General features: G+C 42.0%; 15 protein-coding genes. 13 read left to right on the forward strand and 2 right to left on the reverse strand.

Going from position 1 to position 16741, the window contains the following annotated elements:
• Positions 1–75: 75 nt before the first annotated feature.
• Both ACIQ0H_RS03975 and ACIQ0H_RS03980 read right to left on the reverse strand, forming a co-directional pair.
• Complete coding sequence (locus ACIQ0H_RS03975; RefSeq protein ID WP_403411228.1) at positions 76–867, reverse strand: ATP-grasp domain-containing protein; 792 nt, start codon at positions 865–867, stop codon at positions 76–78.
• Positions 864–1730, reverse strand: a complete 867-nt coding sequence (locus ACIQ0H_RS03980; protein ID WP_403411231.1) for an ATP-grasp domain-containing protein — start codon at positions 1728–1730, stop codon at positions 864–866. The genes ACIQ0H_RS03975 and ACIQ0H_RS03980 overlap by 4 nt, the downstream gene beginning before the upstream one ends.
• A gap of 61 nt (positions 1731–1791) precedes the next feature.
• Between ACIQ0H_RS03980 and ACIQ0H_RS03985 the strand changes: the two genes are divergently transcribed.
• The 13 genes from ACIQ0H_RS03985 to ACIQ0H_RS04045 all read left to right on the forward strand — a co-directional run bounded on the left by ACIQ0H_RS03985 (position 1792) and on the right by ACIQ0H_RS04045 (position 16714).
• The gene (locus ACIQ0H_RS03985; RefSeq protein ID WP_403411234.1) at positions 1792–3006 is read left to right on the forward strand and encodes a bifunctional folylpolyglutamate synthase/dihydrofolate synthase; all 1215 of its coding nucleotides are present in this window, start codon (positions 1792–1794) and stop codon (positions 3004–3006) included.
• 115 nt (positions 3007–3121) lie between these two features.
• Entirely contained in the window at positions 3122–4825 is a 1704-nt protein-coding gene (locus ACIQ0H_RS03990) for a sensor domain-containing diguanylate cyclase (RefSeq protein WP_403411237.1), read from the forward strand.
• 22 nt (positions 4826–4847) lie between these two features.
• Positions 4848–6569, forward strand: coding sequence for a GGDEF domain-containing protein (locus ACIQ0H_RS03995; RefSeq protein WP_403411240.1), 1722 nt, complete (start codon positions 4848–4850; stop codon positions 6567–6569).
• A 315-nt stretch (positions 6570–6884) separates the two neighbouring features.
• Positions 6885–8210 (forward strand): VanW family protein, encoded by a 1326-nt coding sequence (locus ACIQ0H_RS04000; protein ID WP_403411243.1) that lies wholly within the window; start codon positions 6885–6887, stop codon positions 8208–8210.
• 29 nt (positions 8211–8239) lie between these two features.
• Positions 8240–9898 (forward strand): GspE/PulE family protein, encoded by a 1659-nt coding sequence (locus tag ACIQ0H_RS04005; RefSeq protein ID WP_403412357.1) that lies wholly within the window; start codon positions 8240–8242, stop codon positions 9896–9898.
• A gap of 11 nt (positions 9899–9909) precedes the next feature.
• Entirely contained in the window at positions 9910–10953 is a 1044-nt protein-coding gene (locus tag ACIQ0H_RS04010; RefSeq protein WP_403411246.1) for a type IV pilus twitching motility protein PilT, read from the forward strand.
• Positions 10950–12155 carry a type II secretion system F family protein gene (locus tag ACIQ0H_RS04015; RefSeq protein WP_403411249.1) on the forward strand — a complete coding sequence of 402 codons (1206 nt, stop codon included), beginning with the start codon at positions 10950–10952 and terminating at the stop codon, positions 12153–12155. Before ACIQ0H_RS04010 ends, ACIQ0H_RS04015 begins: the two co-directional genes overlap by 4 nt.
• A gap of 142 nt (positions 12156–12297) precedes the next feature.
• Entirely contained in the window at positions 12298–12750 is a 453-nt protein-coding gene (locus ACIQ0H_RS04020) for a prepilin-type N-terminal cleavage/methylation domain-containing protein (RefSeq protein WP_403411252.1), read from the forward strand.
• Between the two features lie 185 nt (positions 12751–12935).
• Positions 12936–13910, forward strand: coding sequence for a type IV pilus biogenesis protein PilM (gene pilM / locus ACIQ0H_RS04025; RefSeq protein ID WP_403411255.1), 975 nt, complete (start codon positions 12936–12938; stop codon positions 13908–13910).
• Positions 13911–13912: 2 nt separating this feature from the next.
• On the forward strand, positions 13913–14503 hold the full coding sequence (locus tag ACIQ0H_RS04030; protein ID WP_403411258.1) for a PilN domain-containing protein: 591 nt from the start codon (positions 13913–13915) through the stop codon (positions 14501–14503).
• Positions 14500–15198: a hypothetical protein gene (locus ACIQ0H_RS04035; protein ID WP_403411261.1), complete on the forward strand. Its 699-nt coding sequence runs from the start codon at positions 14500–14502 to the stop codon at positions 15196–15198. Before ACIQ0H_RS04030 ends, ACIQ0H_RS04035 begins: the two co-directional genes overlap by 4 nt.
• Positions 15199–15954 (forward strand): prepilin peptidase, encoded by a 756-nt coding sequence (locus tag ACIQ0H_RS04040; protein WP_403411262.1) that lies wholly within the window; start codon positions 15199–15201, stop codon positions 15952–15954.
• A gap of 112 nt (positions 15955–16066) precedes the next feature.
• Entirely contained in the window at positions 16067–16714 is a 648-nt protein-coding gene (locus ACIQ0H_RS04045; protein WP_403411265.1) for a hypothetical protein, read from the forward strand.
• Positions 16715–16741 lie beyond the last annotated feature (27 nt).

Genomic DNA, 16741 nt, shown 5'->3' on the forward strand with positions numbered 1-16741 from the left:
TTTTCTGTGTTTACCGAAAAAAGCCCCGCCATTCAAAAAAGATTGGCGGGACTCTCACTGTATTCAAATAACGTGTTAAGAAAGCTTTTCCTTCACATACTCCATCAATTTTTTTGCTACAGAAAAATCATGGGTTGTATATAAGGAGCGCGCACCTACAGGGTCTTCGATTTCATTCAGCATCCATCTGCCATCTGGGAGCAGAATAAAATCGATGCCGATATAGTCACTTTTCACTGCTTTCGCAATTGTTTTGGCTTCTTTTTCCTGCCAGTTGGCGAGTGTATATTGTTCAACGGTGCCGCCAAGTGTGTAGTTTGATTTGAAGGAGTCATGACCAGTTCTTTTGACAGCACCTACGACTTCCTCGCCAATCATGAACACCCGAATATCACGTGCACCCGATTCGATGTACGGTTGTGCAATTAATGTGTGGTCGTGGAACTGGCTTAAAAATGCTGCCGCTTGTACATGTGATGTACAGAGAACCACTTGTTGGCCGCCATGCCCATCCACAGTTTTCAAGACACATGGATACGATTCTATTTGTTCGATCTGCTGAACTTTTTTCGTTGGTATCGCTGAAATGCCCAGAAGAGTGGCGAGTTCAAACGTCTTGAGTTTGTCGTTGGCAATCCGATTGACTTCTGCTCGGTTGACTAAACGGAAACCTTCCATCTCAAGTTTTGTAGCAAGATTAGGGTTACGGTCTCGGAACAAAATAAAATCCGCATCCTTATCAGGTTGTTCATGGTCAATGAGTAGGTGAAGGTCAATATCAATTCGCTGCGCTTCTACCATTAAATCATCGATAAATCCACGATTCCTGGACGCTTCAATTTCGGTGTAATACACATAACCTTTCATTTGAGTACTTTCAAAATATAGGCAATCATGGCGTCTGCAACATTGACACCCGTCACGTTGTAGATGTTACGAATGTGCGCCGCGGCATTTACTTCGCAGACGAGGGGTTCCTCATCTTCACCGAAAAGTAAATCGACACCTGCAAATTCTGCTCCGACCGCCTCTGCTGCACGTATGGCAAGTGCCTGTTGAGACTCTGTTAGTACGACTTCGGTTGCGACACCCCCGTTTGTAATATTTGCACGGAAATCCGTTTCAGAATAGCGGTACATCGCCGCAACGACTTCACCGCCCACGATGTTGACGCGGATATCACGACCGCGACTTGTCGCGATGAATTGTTGAAAGACATAGTCGACGCCTCGTAATTCATCTGTCTTCTCATAGAACTGCTTTTCCGTTTCAATTAAATACACTTTCATGCCAAAAGAGCCATGACCTTCTTTAATAATCATCGGTAGTCCAAGGCGCTTCAGTACTCGCTCGTAGTACCCTGAATCACGGATGGTAAAGGCGGGATAGACTTTGGGGGCGATGATGGTGTCAGGCATTGGAACATTGGAGACAGCTAATTGTAAATACTGTTTCGCTTTATTATCGCAAGTCTCAATAACGTCCGGATCGTTGAATACAGCAATCCCTGCGTTTTTTAAAAACTGGGCAAGTAAAATATCTTTATCAAGAAAGACGACAAAATCGGGACGCTGTTCAGTCGTTTGCCCCAAATCCATCATCACTTCATAATTTTTTTTTAATTCGGTTTGAATACCAGCTCGTTCCGCGGCTTCCTTTAATAATTCTGCTTGATCTTTAAATTTATCACTTGTAAGACTACCATTATAAATCACCCAACAACTTAACATTGTGACCCTCCAGCCATGATATACTTTTTCTATGTAGATTCTATCATACGGAGGGATAATTTTGATTCCAAAAATGGATGAATATAAAAAACGATGGGCAATTACTAGTGATGATGCCATAAAACCAGGATTAGAAGCCGTGCAACAAGCGCTTGCTAAGTTAGGGAATCCGGAAAAAGATTTGACGATTATTCATGTGGCGGGAACCAATGGGAAAGGATCGACAATCGCATTTATGGAAGGTATTCTACGCCAACATGGTTTTTCAACGGGTGTTTTTTCGTCCCCGGCATTACTAGACATTCATGACCAGATTCGCATCAATGGGCTACCCATTTCGCAAGAAGACCTGGATGCCACGTTTAAGTTAATGAAAGAAGCAGGTTTAAGTAGCCTGTTAACCGATTTCGAATTATTAACGGTGGCTGCATTTGTGTCATTTAACAAGTGTGCACCCGACTATGTGCTCCTTGAAACGGGGATGGGTGGGGAGTTGGATAGTACAAACGTTGTAATACCTGCAGTGTCGGTCATTACATCCATTGCACTTGACCACACAGCATTTCTTGGGAATACCTTGGAGGAAATTGCAAAGCATAAAGCAGGCATCATTAAAAATGAAATTCCGGTCGTTATAGGCTCCTTACCTGAAGAGGCATTAGCAGTCGCGCATCGCGTAGCTAAGGACAAGAATAGTCATGTATTCGCTTATGGAGAGGATTTTAGTATAGATGGGCATGATGTATTTACGGGAGTGAAAACCTTCCAGTTGAAAGATAGAAAGATGAAAGGACCTCATCAAGGTGTCAACGCAGCAGTGGCAATTGAGGCTCTTCTTGCGGCGGGAATAGGTCTTATGGAGGGAGAAGTGGCTACTGCCATTGCGACGACTCAATTGTCATTCCGTTTTCAAGAAGTTTCTCCTAGGGTATTTGTGGATGGTGCCCACAATCCAGCGGCGGCCAAAGAGTTGGTGAAAACAATTCAAATGGAGTTCCCAGGAGAAAAAGTAGATTTTGTCATTGGAATGCTACAAGGGAAAGACATTGAGAAAACATTAGATGAACTCGTACCGGTGGCTTCTTCCTTCACATTTTTGACATTTCCTCACCCCAGAGCAGAAAAAGCAGAGCAGTTGATGAGATATTGTCATCATGAAAATAAAACGATGACAAATCAGGAATATAGTAATATACTACTAGTCAGTAGTGGTGATAATGCGAGGGTGGTAACTGGTTCTTTGTATATGGTTTCAGGACTTGCTACCTACTTTTGAGTTCTGTTCAGTATAAGTAGTTTGCTATACCGGTTGTTTTATGGTTTGATAAGTTATAAGTAACTTCTGTCTTTTCTGATTCATTTGACTTGTCTAATTAGGGGTGGAGCGCAAAGTGAAAGGTGTAAATAGGTCCACTATCATGTACTTCCTTTTGTGGTTATTTATCGTTCCACCGGGTCTGTATTTTTTTGGCGTAAATTATCCACCAGTGCAGGTGGATTGGATCCATGTAGCTATTTTTGCGATCCTCAGTTTTCTGGCAATCTATTTTCCTGTCATAAGAAACGAATCACCTTTGTTTCTTGTGATGTGGCTGACAATCCCGGCCTTTTTAATGTATGGATTGCTAATAGAAATCCTTATTATGCAGATTGCTGTTCTGGCAATCCTGTTTAAAGATTCTAAAACGCTATCATTGTCGTCACGATTTTTCATTAATTCTATGCTCTTTTTTATATTATCTGTTTTGGCATCATTCGCTTTTTATATGGTCGGTGGGGAAATCAAATCGGATAATTTTGGACTCGTGTTTTTAAGTGTTTTAGCTTATCAACTCGTCCATACAATTGCCAATGATTTCGCAATTAGATTTTACGCGCGTCACAAGAAGATTAAGTCTATCTATATAACTAACGAAGTCTTGATGGGCTATGCAATTGTTCTTGTGATTACGCCATTGTCGCTGTCGCTCTATTATCTAATTGGAATCGTTGGAACGGGTGCGTTTTTACTATTGGCGATTCCGTTTTTCTCTATCACTTTCATTGTTCGCCTTTATAATACGTCCGAAAAAATTAATAAGTACCTGCAAGAGGCTGGTGATATAGGTCATGAAATTTCTGATAAGATGACAGAAGATGAAATTATTGATCAATTCACGAGCAAAGTGTCAGCCATTTTTAATGCAGATATTGCGTATCTTTTCGATCATCAGGATGGGTGGTTAGAAATGATTCGTTTTTACGCGCATAAACAGTTCATCGATATTGAATTCGCTGGATTAGCTTTGGGACAAGGCTTGGCGAGGGAAGTTCTTCAGAAAAATGAGCCACTTATATTTTCGGCAAGAGAAGAGTGGGAAATGGTTGCCAAAGATTATCTATCCGATGAACTACAAAGTTTGCTTTGTGTTCCGATTACAAGAAATCAGAAAATTGAAGGGGTCTTACTTTTAGGTTCCAATAAGAAATCTGCTTTTGAAGAATACCAGCTCAAAGTGTTGGATTTACTGTGCTCTTATTTTACTGTTTCTGTGGAAAAAGCCCGTTATATACAGGAGGCTGTTACGAAGAATGAACGATGTGCCTTAACAGGGCTATATAATTACAGGTATCTTGGAGATATTCTTGCTTTGCTGATGGAGCAAGTGAAGAATAACGACTACAAGGATTTGTCCGTCGTTATGCTCGATATTGATTATTTTAAAAACGTGAATGATACATATGGTCATCAAAGTGGTAATGACATACTCTTTCAGTTTGCAAGGAAACTGGAAGCAGCACTACCGGAAAATGGCATTGTCGGCCGATATGGCGGTGAGGAATTTGTTTTTATACTGCCAGGAAAATCAAAAGATGAAGCATACGCGTTTGCTGAAAAGTTGCGAACAGAAATTGCGGGGCAAGATTTTCTGATTAGCCCAGATCTTTTCGACGATGAAAATCCGCAAATCATTCGTATTACATGTAGTATGGGAATTGCATCTACTCCTGAAGATGCGGATGAAGCAATGGCATTATTACGTGATGCAGACAGGGCATTGTATCTTGGTGCAAAACATGCTGGGCGGAATCGCGTGGCGAAGTATGCGAAATGAGTTAAGTGAAGGAGAGGACGTAATGATATCAAGAAAAAAACAACTACTTACATTAGTGGCTTGGATACTCATCGTTCCTCCCTCCGTCTATTTCGCTTTCAATTATCTGCCTGCAAGGGAAATTGATTGGGTAAACATCATGCTTTATCTCGCGATCATCTTTGTCACCATGGTAATGCCTTTACATCTTCCCAAAATGACGGTTACGTTAGAACATTGGATTACGTTCGTCGTCTTCCTTCAATACGGCATATTCGCTGAATTGGTGATCTCGCAAATAGCCATGATTATCCTACTTTTAAGTAGCAAAAGTTCGGTGCCTACATCCCATCGATTTCTGGTTAACTCAACGTTGTTTACCATTGTATCGATTGTGAGTGGTTTGATTTTCCACTTGTTGGGTGGTGAGGTTGGTATGCTAAGTTTATCATCGGTTGCGCTATTGGGTTCGATATATGTAGTTACGTATATGGTGTTGAATAGTATTTTGCTGAAACTGTATTTTATATGGATAGGTAATTCGACTGCTTTGTGGGGCAAAGGTGCGCTTTGGGATTATGTAATCACGCTCATTATATTGCCGTTTAGCATATCGCTATATTATTTAAATGTTTATTATGATAATAAATCTATTGTTTTAATTGTCGTTCCATACTTAATTACTTTGTATGTGTTGAGAATGTATCATCGCTCAGATAATTTGACTGCTGTCCTTTCATCTGCCAGTGTAATTGGTCGAGAACTTGCGGATCGGCTTGGTTATGAAGATGTAATCCGGACATTTCTTGTGAAATTACGTGATGTGATTACGCATGATCAGGCTTATGTACTCGATTTACGGGAAGGGAAACATCTTATCATGCTGATGGGTTCTGAAAATGGTGTAGTTTCCCGGCGTGTGAATGACTTAGTATTTACGTCGAGAATATTTTTGGGCAACGGGCTCGATCTACATGCCACGAAGATATTTAAATCGAAAAAAGAAACAAGTCTATTAAAGAACTTTAAGTTTGCGTATTCGGTTGAAAGTGTGATGACTGTACCTATTAAGCGCAACTTGAGAGCAGAGGGTTTTCTTATTCTTACTTCGAGTCGGAAAAATGCTTTTCAAGCGCTTGACATGAAAATTGTTGCCGTCTTGAGCAATTATTTTTCTATTTCATTGGTAAAAGCTCGTTTGTATGAAAAGAATGTGGAGCAAAGTGAACGATGTGCTCTAACTAACTTACATAACTTTCGTTATCTTGACGCAAAATTAGATGAAGAGATGATTCGTTATCATCAAGGTGACATTCATTCGCTTTCAGCCATTATCCTGGACATCGATCATTTTAAGTGGATGAACGATACATACGGACATCAAAGTGGCAATGACTTGTTATGTGAACTGTCGACAATTTTGATGACATATGTAGATCCAGACGTCACGCTGGCAAGGTATGGCGGTGAAGAGTTTGTCTTTATTCTTCCGAATAGGGGGAAAGATGAAATCATCGAGTTGGCGGAGGACATCAGGGCAGAAGTGGCGGCGACTACGTTCCGTATCATCCCGGATTTGTTGGAAGATCGAAGTCCGATTGACGTTCAAATGACGGTTAGTATTGGCGTTGCAACGGTTCCAGAAGATGCGGACGATGCCAAGCTGTTGTTACGCAATGCGGATAGGGCGCTATATGTCGGTGGTAAGCAGGCGGGCAGGAATCGTGTGGGTGTATTTGCAAAAAAAGAAATTGTGACTGTTTAAGGGAGACTGGGAAACCAGTCTTTTTTTTATTTCCGTAAAATACAAAGGTAGGCCCTATGGACTGATGTGTTGACTGCGCTTTGATGTTAGGAATTAAAACACAATGGCTTGCTGGTTTTTGTTTGGGTACAAATAACCATTTTAGAGAATTCGTGTAGGGAAATAGAATAATAATTATTTAAAATATAGTTGCTTATCCCTACGAAGTGGGTATAATACTAAACTAACAGGTGGAACACACAGGACTTTTAGAGTGTTAGTCGATTTGAGAGGGAAATGTTCGGATAGAGAAGTGCGAAAGGAGTAAATTTGACGATGAAATACTATTTGCCGATTGCTACATGTGCTGTTTTAATCGTTCTTCTTCTGTATCAAGTAATTGTTCCACCTTCAATCGTGTCAGCTAAAGATAGGGTGCAAAACGGAATGATTGCAGAAATTAATATAGATGGGAAAAAGCGTTCTGAAATCGAAGCGCTATTGGCTGCCGAAGTGACGAAATGGAAAGAGGATGACATTGTTGTACAAGGATCTACTGCAAAGATTGTCATCCCGAGTAATTACATAAAATTCGACATAAAGAAAACAGTCAATCATTACATAAGTACCTCGTCTACACCTTGGTATAACTTTTTAGGTAACAATAAAAAAATCCAATTACCACTTGAAGTATCAGTGGATGAAAAAATAGTTGAATTGCTTAAAGAAGCCCCGCTGTTTTTCATTGATGAAACCATTGAAGCGATAATTGCTCACGCCGGCACCTTGCAACAAGGGCCTGTCAAAGCACGGGAAGTAGCTTTGTCCAAAGACCTACTTAGTCGAATAGCTTTTGAAACACAAGAAGTTGCCGTTAATGTTACAGGTCTTACGCAAATCGTTCGTACTCTAGATGAAACGACACTTTTAGATGGGGAATCACTGTCATTCCTAGGTAAATTGAGTGAGGTAGATGGCTTCTATAGCAAAGAGACGGCGAACTTTATCGCATCCACACTGTATAGTGCAGTGCTGAAATCAGAAATGGACATCCTGGAAAGACATTCACAACATAGCGTTCCGACTTATTTGGTTGCCGGAATTGAAGTGGAGGTGGATGCGGCGAGAAAACGAGATTTCGCATTTGTCAATCACACCAATCGTCCCGTTCAAATTTATGCTTTTGTGAAGGATGGGCAATTAGTCATTGAACTGTATTCTTTCAAGTCGAATGCGAAGGTTGGCTACGATGTGTCAACGACAGAAATCATCAAGCCAAGAACGATTTATCGGCGTACTCCCGAATTAGCAGCCGGTCAGGAACGGGTACTTGAAGAGGGTAAGAATGGTTTGCGTGTCCAAGTAGAGAAAAGGATTACCGATGGCGCAAATGAAAAAGAAGTGGTGATCAGCCGTGATTTTTATCCTGCTAAAGATACGGTGATTCTTGTGTCCTCATTGTCACCATCTGTGTCCGTGATTACGCCGGATCCGACGACATTACAAAGTGAAGAGACATCAACAGGAAACCAAACTACCCAAGTAACAGATGGTGAGCAGATTGAAGATGACGAATCAGTGCTGATTGAGAAAGATGCTTTGATTCCTGAAGTTGGTACGTATGATAAGGGCGGAAATTTGATAACGTCTGACTCAGAATAATTAAGGAATGGGGTGGGCCTGTGGTCAGAATGAAAACGCGGAAAAGACTCGGGGATTTATTGATGGAAGCGGGTGTCATCAGTCAGGAGCAGCTGGATAAAGCATTAGCGCAGAAAAGTCGTGAGGAAAAGCTTGGAGATTACTTAATTAGGCTTCAAGAAATTACCGAGCAGCAGCTAATTGAAGTGCTTGAACTGCAATTGGGTATTCCACACCTTCATCTGGGCCAATATTCCATCGAATCAGAACTGACTCAACTTGTGCCAAAGGAATTGGCGAAACGTGCACATTTGATGCCTGTACGAAAAGATCGAAATAAGTTATTGGTGGCGATGGCAGACCCGATGGATTATTTTGCGATTGAAGAATTGCGAATGACGACGGGCTACCAAATTGAGACGAGTATCGCCGCCAAAGACGATATCTACCGAACGATTACGAAGTATTATGATTTACAAGAATCGATGGATGACGCGCTTGATGACATCATCCAAACGGATTTGGAAACTGAAAATCAAATAACCGATGATGACTCACCCATTGTTCGGTTAGTCAACCAAGTCATTGCGAATGGTGTTGCTCAACGCGCAAGTGATGTTCACTTTGATCCGCAGGAATCGGAGCTGAAGATACGTTATCGTGTGGATGGTGTGTTACGAGAAGAACGCTCATTGCCGAAAAACATGCAAAATATAATCATTGCGCGTGTAAAGATTATGGGGAATCTGAACATTACGGAAAACCGTATCCCGCAGGATGGACGCATCAAATCCATTGTGAACTTTAGACCGATCGATATTCGACTGTCGACATTGCCGACCATTTACGGAGAGAAAATCGTCATGCGGATTCTAGATTTAAGTAGGGCGTTAAATGACTTGGATGGGCTCGGATTTACTTCAAACAATCTTCAATTATTTCAATCTATGCTAGACAGACCGAATGGCATTATTTTAATAACGGGTCCGACGGGATCGGGGAAATCTTCGACGCTTTATGCGGGTCTAAATCACTTAAATAATGAAGAAGTGAATATTATTACAGTTGAGGATCCCGTTGAATATCAGTTGCAAGGTGTCAATCAAATTCAAGTGCGCGATGAAGTTGGCTTGACGTTCGCAGCGGGTTTACGATCCATTCTTCGGCAAGACCCGGATATTATCATGGTCGGGGAAATACGGGATATGGAAACGGCACAAATCGCCATTCGTTCTTCGCTGACCGGACATCTTGTGCTTAGTACATTGCACACCAATAATGCGATTGACTCGATTTCAAGGTTGACCGATATGGGCGTGGAACCGTATTTGCTGTCTTCGTCACTAATTGGTGTCATGGCGCAGCGACTTGTACGCCGTATTTGTAGAGATTGTTCAGATACACGTGAACCACATGCCCATGAACTGAAGTTGTTCACGCAATATGGATTGACCATCCCAGCCATTACTTTTGGAGAAGGGTGCCCATCGTGCAATCAAACCGGTTATCGCGGTCGCTTAGCGATCCATGAAATACTGGCCATCGATGATACGATCAAGGCGCAAATGATGGGGCAGGGTAGTCCGACGGAAATGCGTGAATACGCTAGAAGTCAAGGCTTTAAAACGTTACTAGAGGACGGACTGCAAAAAGTTGTCGAAGGACTGACAACAACGGACGAAGTGCTACGTGTAGCAACATCTGATTAGGATGTGATGGAATGTCGAATATCATTGTACAACTGTTCACAAAAGCTTATGAAGAACAAGCATCTGATTTGCATCTGTCATTCGGGATTCCAGCCGTTTTTCGGATCGATGGGCAATTGCGCCAACTTGGGGACCGTGCCTATACATCGACCGAATTGCAACAGATGGTCGAGCATATTCTTCCTATTCATAAACAACAAGATTTCGAGTCTAAAGGGGACGTTGATTTTAACTATACATTGGAAGGGTTATGTCGATTTCGTGTCAATGTCTATCATCAGCGTGGCCAAGTGGCGATGGCAGCTCGTTTGATTTCATCTGAAATACCGACCATCGAGCAATTAGTGATGCCGAGTGTCTTAAAAGATCTGGTTAAAAAACCGCAAGGACTTATTTTAGTGACAGGCCCGACAGGTTCTGGGAAATCAACGACGCTTGCGGCAATGATTGACTACATCAATGACAACTATGCCAAACATATTATTACGCTAGAAGACCCAATTGAGTATGTGCATCTACATAAAAAATCCATGGTCAATCAACGGGAAATCGGCATCGATACACAAAGTTTCGCAGATGGACTGCGGGCGGCGTTGCGACAAGACCCTGACATGATCCTTGTCGGAGAGATGCGCGATTTGGAGACCATTTCAACAGCGATTACAGCAGCCGAAACAGGTCATCTCGTGTTGGCGACTTTACATACAAGCAGTGCTGCGGCAACGATTGATCGAATAATTGACGTCTTTCCACCGCATAAGCAAAGTCAAATTCGGTTTCAATTGGCGAGTGTTTTACAGGGTGTTGTATCCCAACGTTTATTCGTCAAAAAAGATGGGCGTGGCCGTGTGGCGGCAACGGAAATTCTAGTCCACACAGCTTCTATTGCGAACTTAATACGCTCGGAGAAGGTCCATCAGATTCAGAATGTCATGCAAACGAGCCGTAAATTGGGTATGCACACGTTAGAAACGTCCATTCAACATTTGATAGCCAGTGGAGCGCTGCGTTATGACGATGCCAAACCTTTTTTGAATGAGGGTGATGTCTTATGACGGTTTATAAATACAGTGGTCGGACCGCTGCGGGTACGATGAAAAAAGGAACGATTGACGCTGAAACGCAAGTGGCTGCTGTTGTTAAGTTGCGTAAACAAGGCATTAATCCACGGGAGATAGCGGAATCCAATAGCATTTTCCATAAAGAGCTGTCGATAGGTGGAAAAGTGAAAAACGAGGATTTCGTTGTGTATTGTAGACAATTTGCCACGCTGATTCGTGCAGGTGTTTCTTTAGTGGAATCGACCAACATACTCGCGGAGCAAACAGGGAGTAAGTTGCTGAAGAAAGCATTATTTGCTGTCGAAGAAGATGTCCGAACGGGGATGACCTTTTCTAGTGCGGCTGCCAAAAATAGTACAGTATTTCCGCCTATGTTTGTCAATATGATCCGTGCAGGTGAAGCGACGGGCAATTTGGATGAGACATTGGAACGACTCGCTAGCTATTACGAGAAGCAACATAATTTGAAAAAGAAAATTCAATCGACGATGATGTACCCGCTTGTGCTGTTCATGATGACGATTATTGTGGTGGTTTTCCTAATGTTGACGATTGTACCGACGTTTACCGCGATGTTCGCTGATTTTGATGCCGAATTGCCGGGGATTACCGTATTTGTGATGAAGATTAGTGATTTACTCAAAGCATTTTGGTGGCTACTGCTCATCGTTGTTGTTGGGTTAGTCATCGGCTTCAACTATTTATTTAAGCAGCATAAGTCCTTCCATTATCGAGTGCATTATACATTATTGCGCATGCCGATTTTCGGAAAGTTATTGCAAAAAGCGGCTATTGCCCGTATGTCGCGTACGCTGTCATCGCTATTTAGTAGTTCGGTTCCTATTTTACAAGCGTTGTCGATTGTTGAAAAAGTCATTGGTAATCCTGTCATGGGACAAGTGGTGTTGGAATCGAGAAGTAGTTTGGAAAAAGGAAGCTCATTGTCCGCACCGTTACAGAAAAGTTGGCTGTTCCCCCCGCTTGTCACACAAATGACGATGATTGGCGAGAAGACGGGCTCACTGGATTATATGTTGGAGAAAATTGCAGACTTTTACGAGGACGATGTCGATAGAACAGTTGATACACTGAAAGGCTTAATCGAACCATTGATGATTGTTTTTTTAGCGGCAGTAGTCGGAACGATTGTCCTCGCGATTATGGTACCGATGTTTAGTTTGTATGAGCAAGTCTAGGTTGAAAAGAGTTTGCAAGGGTACTAGGTACTTGCGCAATTCGAGGATCATGAATTGGGTGAGTACCTGGTACCCTGGAAAGGTGTCAGGAGGAACGAATGCAAGTTGCACCAACAATAGAAAACAAAATGGAGGAATTGAGATGTTGAACAAATTTAAGAAACAGATGAAGAATGAGAAAGGGTTAACGTTGATTGAGCTATTGGCTGTAGTCGTTATCCTAGCTATTATTGCAGCGATTGCGATTCCGGCGATTGGAAATATTATTAAGAACTCACAGGTAGGGGCACTTAAATCAGATACCCTTAATGCTATTAGTGCGGCCGAATTATATTTATTAGATAATCCGACTGCAACTACTATTAAATTGGATGATATAGATGGTACTGCTACAAATGCTACGGGAGATCCTTACTTAGATGATAAAGGTGGTCTGACTGCATTTGAATTCACGGTATCTGGTAAAAAAATCTCATCAACGGCAAAGAAGGGTAATATAACTCTTACTGCGGTGGGCGCAACGAAACAACAAATAATTAATTTTGCAAATAATACTAAAACAGGTGGGACTGGACCGGTATCAGTAACACGATAAAATTTTAATTAAATCAAATAAGATTGACTTGTCATTATTGAAACATTTATTCCTATAAATTAATCTACAGCAGCCCTAACCCGCTGCTGTAGTCTATTCTTTTCGTTTGAAATCCGGAGTAATGATTACTCGTTACTCGGTATTAAAAACGAATTCACTGTATTTGTTAGAAAGGAGCCCATCAAATGTTTGGAAGAAAGAAGAATCGCGTTGTATCACTGGAATTAAATGATTTTCTCGTCCGTGTTTTCATCGTGAATGATGGGGATGTGGGGAATGCAACTGTGTATGAATATCCGCTACCGTTCGGCTTGGTTGTGGGAGAAACAATCCAAGATGAATTGGCTTTTTTCGAATTACTAAAAGAGTTAGCGAAAGATTGGCAGATTGCTAAGCATGATGTACGTTTTTTTGCGCAGGATCATTCGGTTATGATGCGGGCGTTTGAACATCCAACAGATATTCCGTCCGAAAAATTAAAAGGGTATGTGGAAATGGAATTGGGGCGCACCCTTCATTTACCGTTTGATGAGCCGTTAATAGATGTCTATGACTCGAAAGTGGATGACGGGGCAGCTGTTATTTTTGCGGCTCCTTCTGAAGAAGTCTTTAAATTGATGCAATTATACGCCGACGTGCATTTGCATCCAACAGTGTTAGATGTACGACCATTGTCTAATATCCGCTTCTTAGATAGTGCATCAATGTTTACTTCAGGTAAGACCTATTTAATAGCTGATTGGTCGATAAATGCAGTGACAGTCAGCATTTATTCCGAAGGAAATGTTGATTTTCTCCGCTATCAGCCAACCGAGACGTCATCACGAAATTGGCGCTATGAGTCGGATGGCAAAGAACTTAATGTCTTTTCTTTTGACGGTCAATTGGAAGACTACCATCAGTCGTTAGCAAATCAAGTGTTGGAGATTGAACGTATTTTGAATTTCTATCGTTTTTCACTACATAAAGGTGAGAGGTCTGTCGATAAAATCATTATGATGGGTGATCATCCTGAAATGGATTTCATTGCGGAGCAAATGCGTACGGCTATTGATACACCGCTGACCATCATTGACGATGCGTTTATGCAAGAAAAGTATCCATCATTTGAAGCTAAACATGCGGCGCTGATTGGGCTGGCATTGAAAGGAGACTGTTAACCTTGGTTCCTGAAATTAACCTGCTGCCGCAAATGGAACGGAAATCTGCGGGCAATCGATGGGTGGCACTGCTACTAGGGATCGCCTTCATTCTAATCGTGCTGTTTTTAGCTTTTCAATACTTTTCACTAACGAAAAGTGTCAATGCATTACAGGTAGATCAACAAGCTTTATTGGCAGACAGAACGTCGATTGAAGCCAACATTACAGCGTTGGAACAGCCAGAACAAATGGATTTGACTACTGTTGTTGAAGTGCTAGAAAGTGGGACCTATCCTGTGTCGCCGCTAATAGAAGAATTAAATCGCTACAGAGGTAACCATGTCTATTTACGTGAATTTATATTGATAGACAGCGAAATCGAGTTCGTCCTGGATTTCGAAACGATGCCTGAAACAGCAACCTATGTAGGCGAATTGACCGGTAGCGCCTACTTTACAGATGTGAAAGTGGAAGAAATAACAACGGTTGACCTGGCGTTAGAAGAGGAAGAAAGAACGACAGAGTCATTTGACGTGATGGAGCGTTTCACCAACCGTTTTACAGTTACCTTTGATCCATCCTATTTGCGTTCGGGAGGTGCTGTGCGATGAGGCAATTGTTGAATGATAATAAAGTATTGCTCATTCTTATTGGGGTAGTTGGTCTTCTAGTACTGGGTGCAATTTATTATTATTTTATATATCCAAAAGTTGAAACAGAAAAGCAAATGGTGCAAGCAATTGAACAACTGCATACTGAAATCACAACTTTGGAACAGCATGTTGCTGTGTTAAGTGTAGTGGATTCGGGTAATGTGGATGAATTTGAGTTGCGTAAAAAATTGCCTAACCAGCGCGAATTGGATGAATTACTACGAACGATTCATGAGGTGGAAGTGATGAGTGATTCCAAAATCATGAGTATAAATTTTAATAATTATGATGAGGAAGTAGCTCAAGCTGATAGCCTGAAATCAGAAGGAGAAACTACGCCAGAGATAGATCAGACGATGGCTGACGCAACTGAAGAAGCGGTGGACGAGGTGAACCCAATCACGTCGATTGATATTGAATCATTGCCAAAAGAGTTGAAATGGATGTCAATGGAGTTAGTCATGCAGGTATTGGATGAAGCACATTTGATGGACTTTCTAAAGGAATTGGAAAGTATTGAACGAATTGTGCGTATAGGTCGTGTGGAATTCAATTCACCAGGCGAGGAAGAATTGACAAAATTAACCCCGGATAAACGGATAGCTGTGACGGTCCAATTGACAACGTTTTATGCAGAGGATGTGAACAACTAAATGTCCATTGTTATTATCGTATTGTTCTTTCTATATGGAATCGTCTTCGGCTCCTTTTTTAATGTCGTTGGTTTGCGTGTTCCGAAAAAAGAATCCATCGTGTCGCCGCCCTCTCGTTGCACGACTTGCGACCGGAAACTAGGGGTTCTTGACCTTGTTCCGGTCTTTTCGTATCTCTTCTTGAAGGGGAAGTGCCGAGGATGCGGCTTGAAAATTAGCCCGATTTATCCATTTATGGAGTTCGTGACGGGTGTTTTATTTGCATTGTCATTTTATATGCTAGGTTTTAGTGGTGAACTGGTCATCGCATTGCTGTTTATGTCGTTACTTGTCATCATTACGGTTTCAGATATAGCTTATATGCTAATCCCCAACAAGGTGCTTCTGCCGTTCGCTGTTGCGTTGTTAGGTGCCCGGCTGTTCATCCCGTTGGAACCGTGGTGGGATAGCTTGCTAGGGGCGCTCATTGGCTTTAGCGTGTTGTATATCATTGCGGTCGTGTCGAAAGGTGGCATGGGCGGTGGGGACATTAAATTATTTTTTGTGATTGGACTTATGTTAGGCACGGTGCTTACGCTGTTGACGTTGTTTGTCGCGGCGCTCATCGGGACAATTGCGGGAATGATTATATTGAAACGGGCGGGAAAAGGAAGGAAAACGCCAATTCCGTTTGGACCGTCAATTGCAGTGGCGGCCGTTATTGTTTATTTTTGGGGCGCTAATTTTGTCGCTTGGTATAGCAATCTATTCTTTTAAGTCGATAAATTTTGTAGGACAAGGCGACATACGTCTTGTTCTTTTTCATGTCCATTCTGCTACGGTTATATGAAGGGTAACGCGTAAGCGACTAAGTAAGGAGTGGTCTGGAATGAAATTTGGAAAACGCTATTCAAATGCAACTGTTTTCATGGCGATGTTGCAAGGCATTCTTATCGGTGTCGCGGCGGTTGTAGTCATTGGTCTAGTCCTGATTGTGACTAAGGGAAAGGGCGATATCAACGCAAGTGGTGAGGAAGTGCCAACAACGGGTCCGCCGGCGGCTGAGACGCCGACGTCGGCACCTGAAAACGCATTGCCATTATTTGCGAAACAGCATGGCGTATTTTCAACAGCGGAATCTGCTGCTCAATTTATTGCTGAAGATTCGTCACTAGCGAAAGCCGCGGTGATCCAAGCTGGTGAAAACTATTTTGTTTGGTCGGCGGTTGGATTAACGGAAAGTGAGATTGAAACGAACGGCAATGAAGGGACGTATCGTAAAGCTTTTTCGGTGGATGCATCGGCTTGTGGGGCAATTGGTGCGGGGAAATTACGCGAGGTGTTGGCGGAAACAGAAATAGACAAAATTAAAAAATTGATTGCGGAGCAAAAGAGCGGTGGAGAAGAGGGGGAAGTGAAGGATTTTCACAAGAATATGACCGCCATTACGGCGTTTACATCAGATTTACGGATCATCCGATTGCAACTCCTTTCTTATTACTCTTCCGCAAAAAACTGTGCCAAATTCACATTTTAAGTGCTGGAAACGAAGCAAATCCTAGTT

It is taken from the genome of Sporosarcina sp. NPDC096371, from assembly GCF_044762865.1.
GTDB lineage: Bacteria > Bacillota > Bacilli > Bacillales_A > Planococcaceae > Sporosarcina.

Excerpts from the sequence above, each read along its gene's own strand:
- ACIQ0H_RS04040 (WP_403411262.1), top strand. The coding sequence starts at position 15,199 with ATGTCCATTGTTATTATCGTATTGTTCTTTCTATATGGAATCGTCTTC.
- ACIQ0H_RS04005 (WP_403412357.1), top strand. The coding sequence starts at position 8,240 with ATGAAAACGCGGAAAAGACTCGGGGATTTATTGATGGAAGCGGGTGTC.
- ACIQ0H_RS04045 (WP_403411265.1), top strand. The coding sequence starts at position 16,067 with ATGAAATTTGGAAAACGCTATTCAAATGCAACTGTTTTCATGGCGATG.
- ACIQ0H_RS04020 (WP_403411252.1), top strand. The coding sequence starts at position 12,298 with ATGTTGAACAAATTTAAGAAACAGATGAAGAATGAGAAAGGGTTAACG.
- pilM (WP_403411255.1), top strand. The coding sequence starts at position 12,936 with ATGTTTGGAAGAAAGAAGAATCGCGTTGTATCACTGGAATTAAATGAT.
- ACIQ0H_RS04000 (WP_403411243.1), top strand. The coding sequence starts at position 6,885 with ATGAAATACTATTTGCCGATTGCTACATGTGCTGTTTTAATCGTTCTT.
- ACIQ0H_RS03975 (WP_403411228.1), bottom strand. The coding sequence starts at position 867 with ATGAAAGGTTATGTGTATTACACCGAAATTGAAGCGTCCAGGAATCGT.
- ACIQ0H_RS03995 (WP_403411240.1), top strand. The coding sequence starts at position 4,848 with ATGATATCAAGAAAAAAACAACTACTTACATTAGTGGCTTGGATACTC.
- ACIQ0H_RS04035 (WP_403411261.1), top strand. The coding sequence starts at position 14,500 with ATGAGGCAATTGTTGAATGATAATAAAGTATTGCTCATTCTTATTGGG.
- ACIQ0H_RS04015 (WP_403411249.1), top strand. The coding sequence starts at position 10,950 with ATGACGGTTTATAAATACAGTGGTCGGACCGCTGCGGGTACGATGAAA.
- ACIQ0H_RS04010 (WP_403411246.1), top strand. The coding sequence starts at position 9,910 with ATGTCGAATATCATTGTACAACTGTTCACAAAAGCTTATGAAGAACAA.
- ACIQ0H_RS03980 (WP_403411231.1), bottom strand. The coding sequence starts at position 1,730 with ATGTTAAGTTGTTGGGTGATTTATAATGGTAGTCTTACAAGTGATAAA.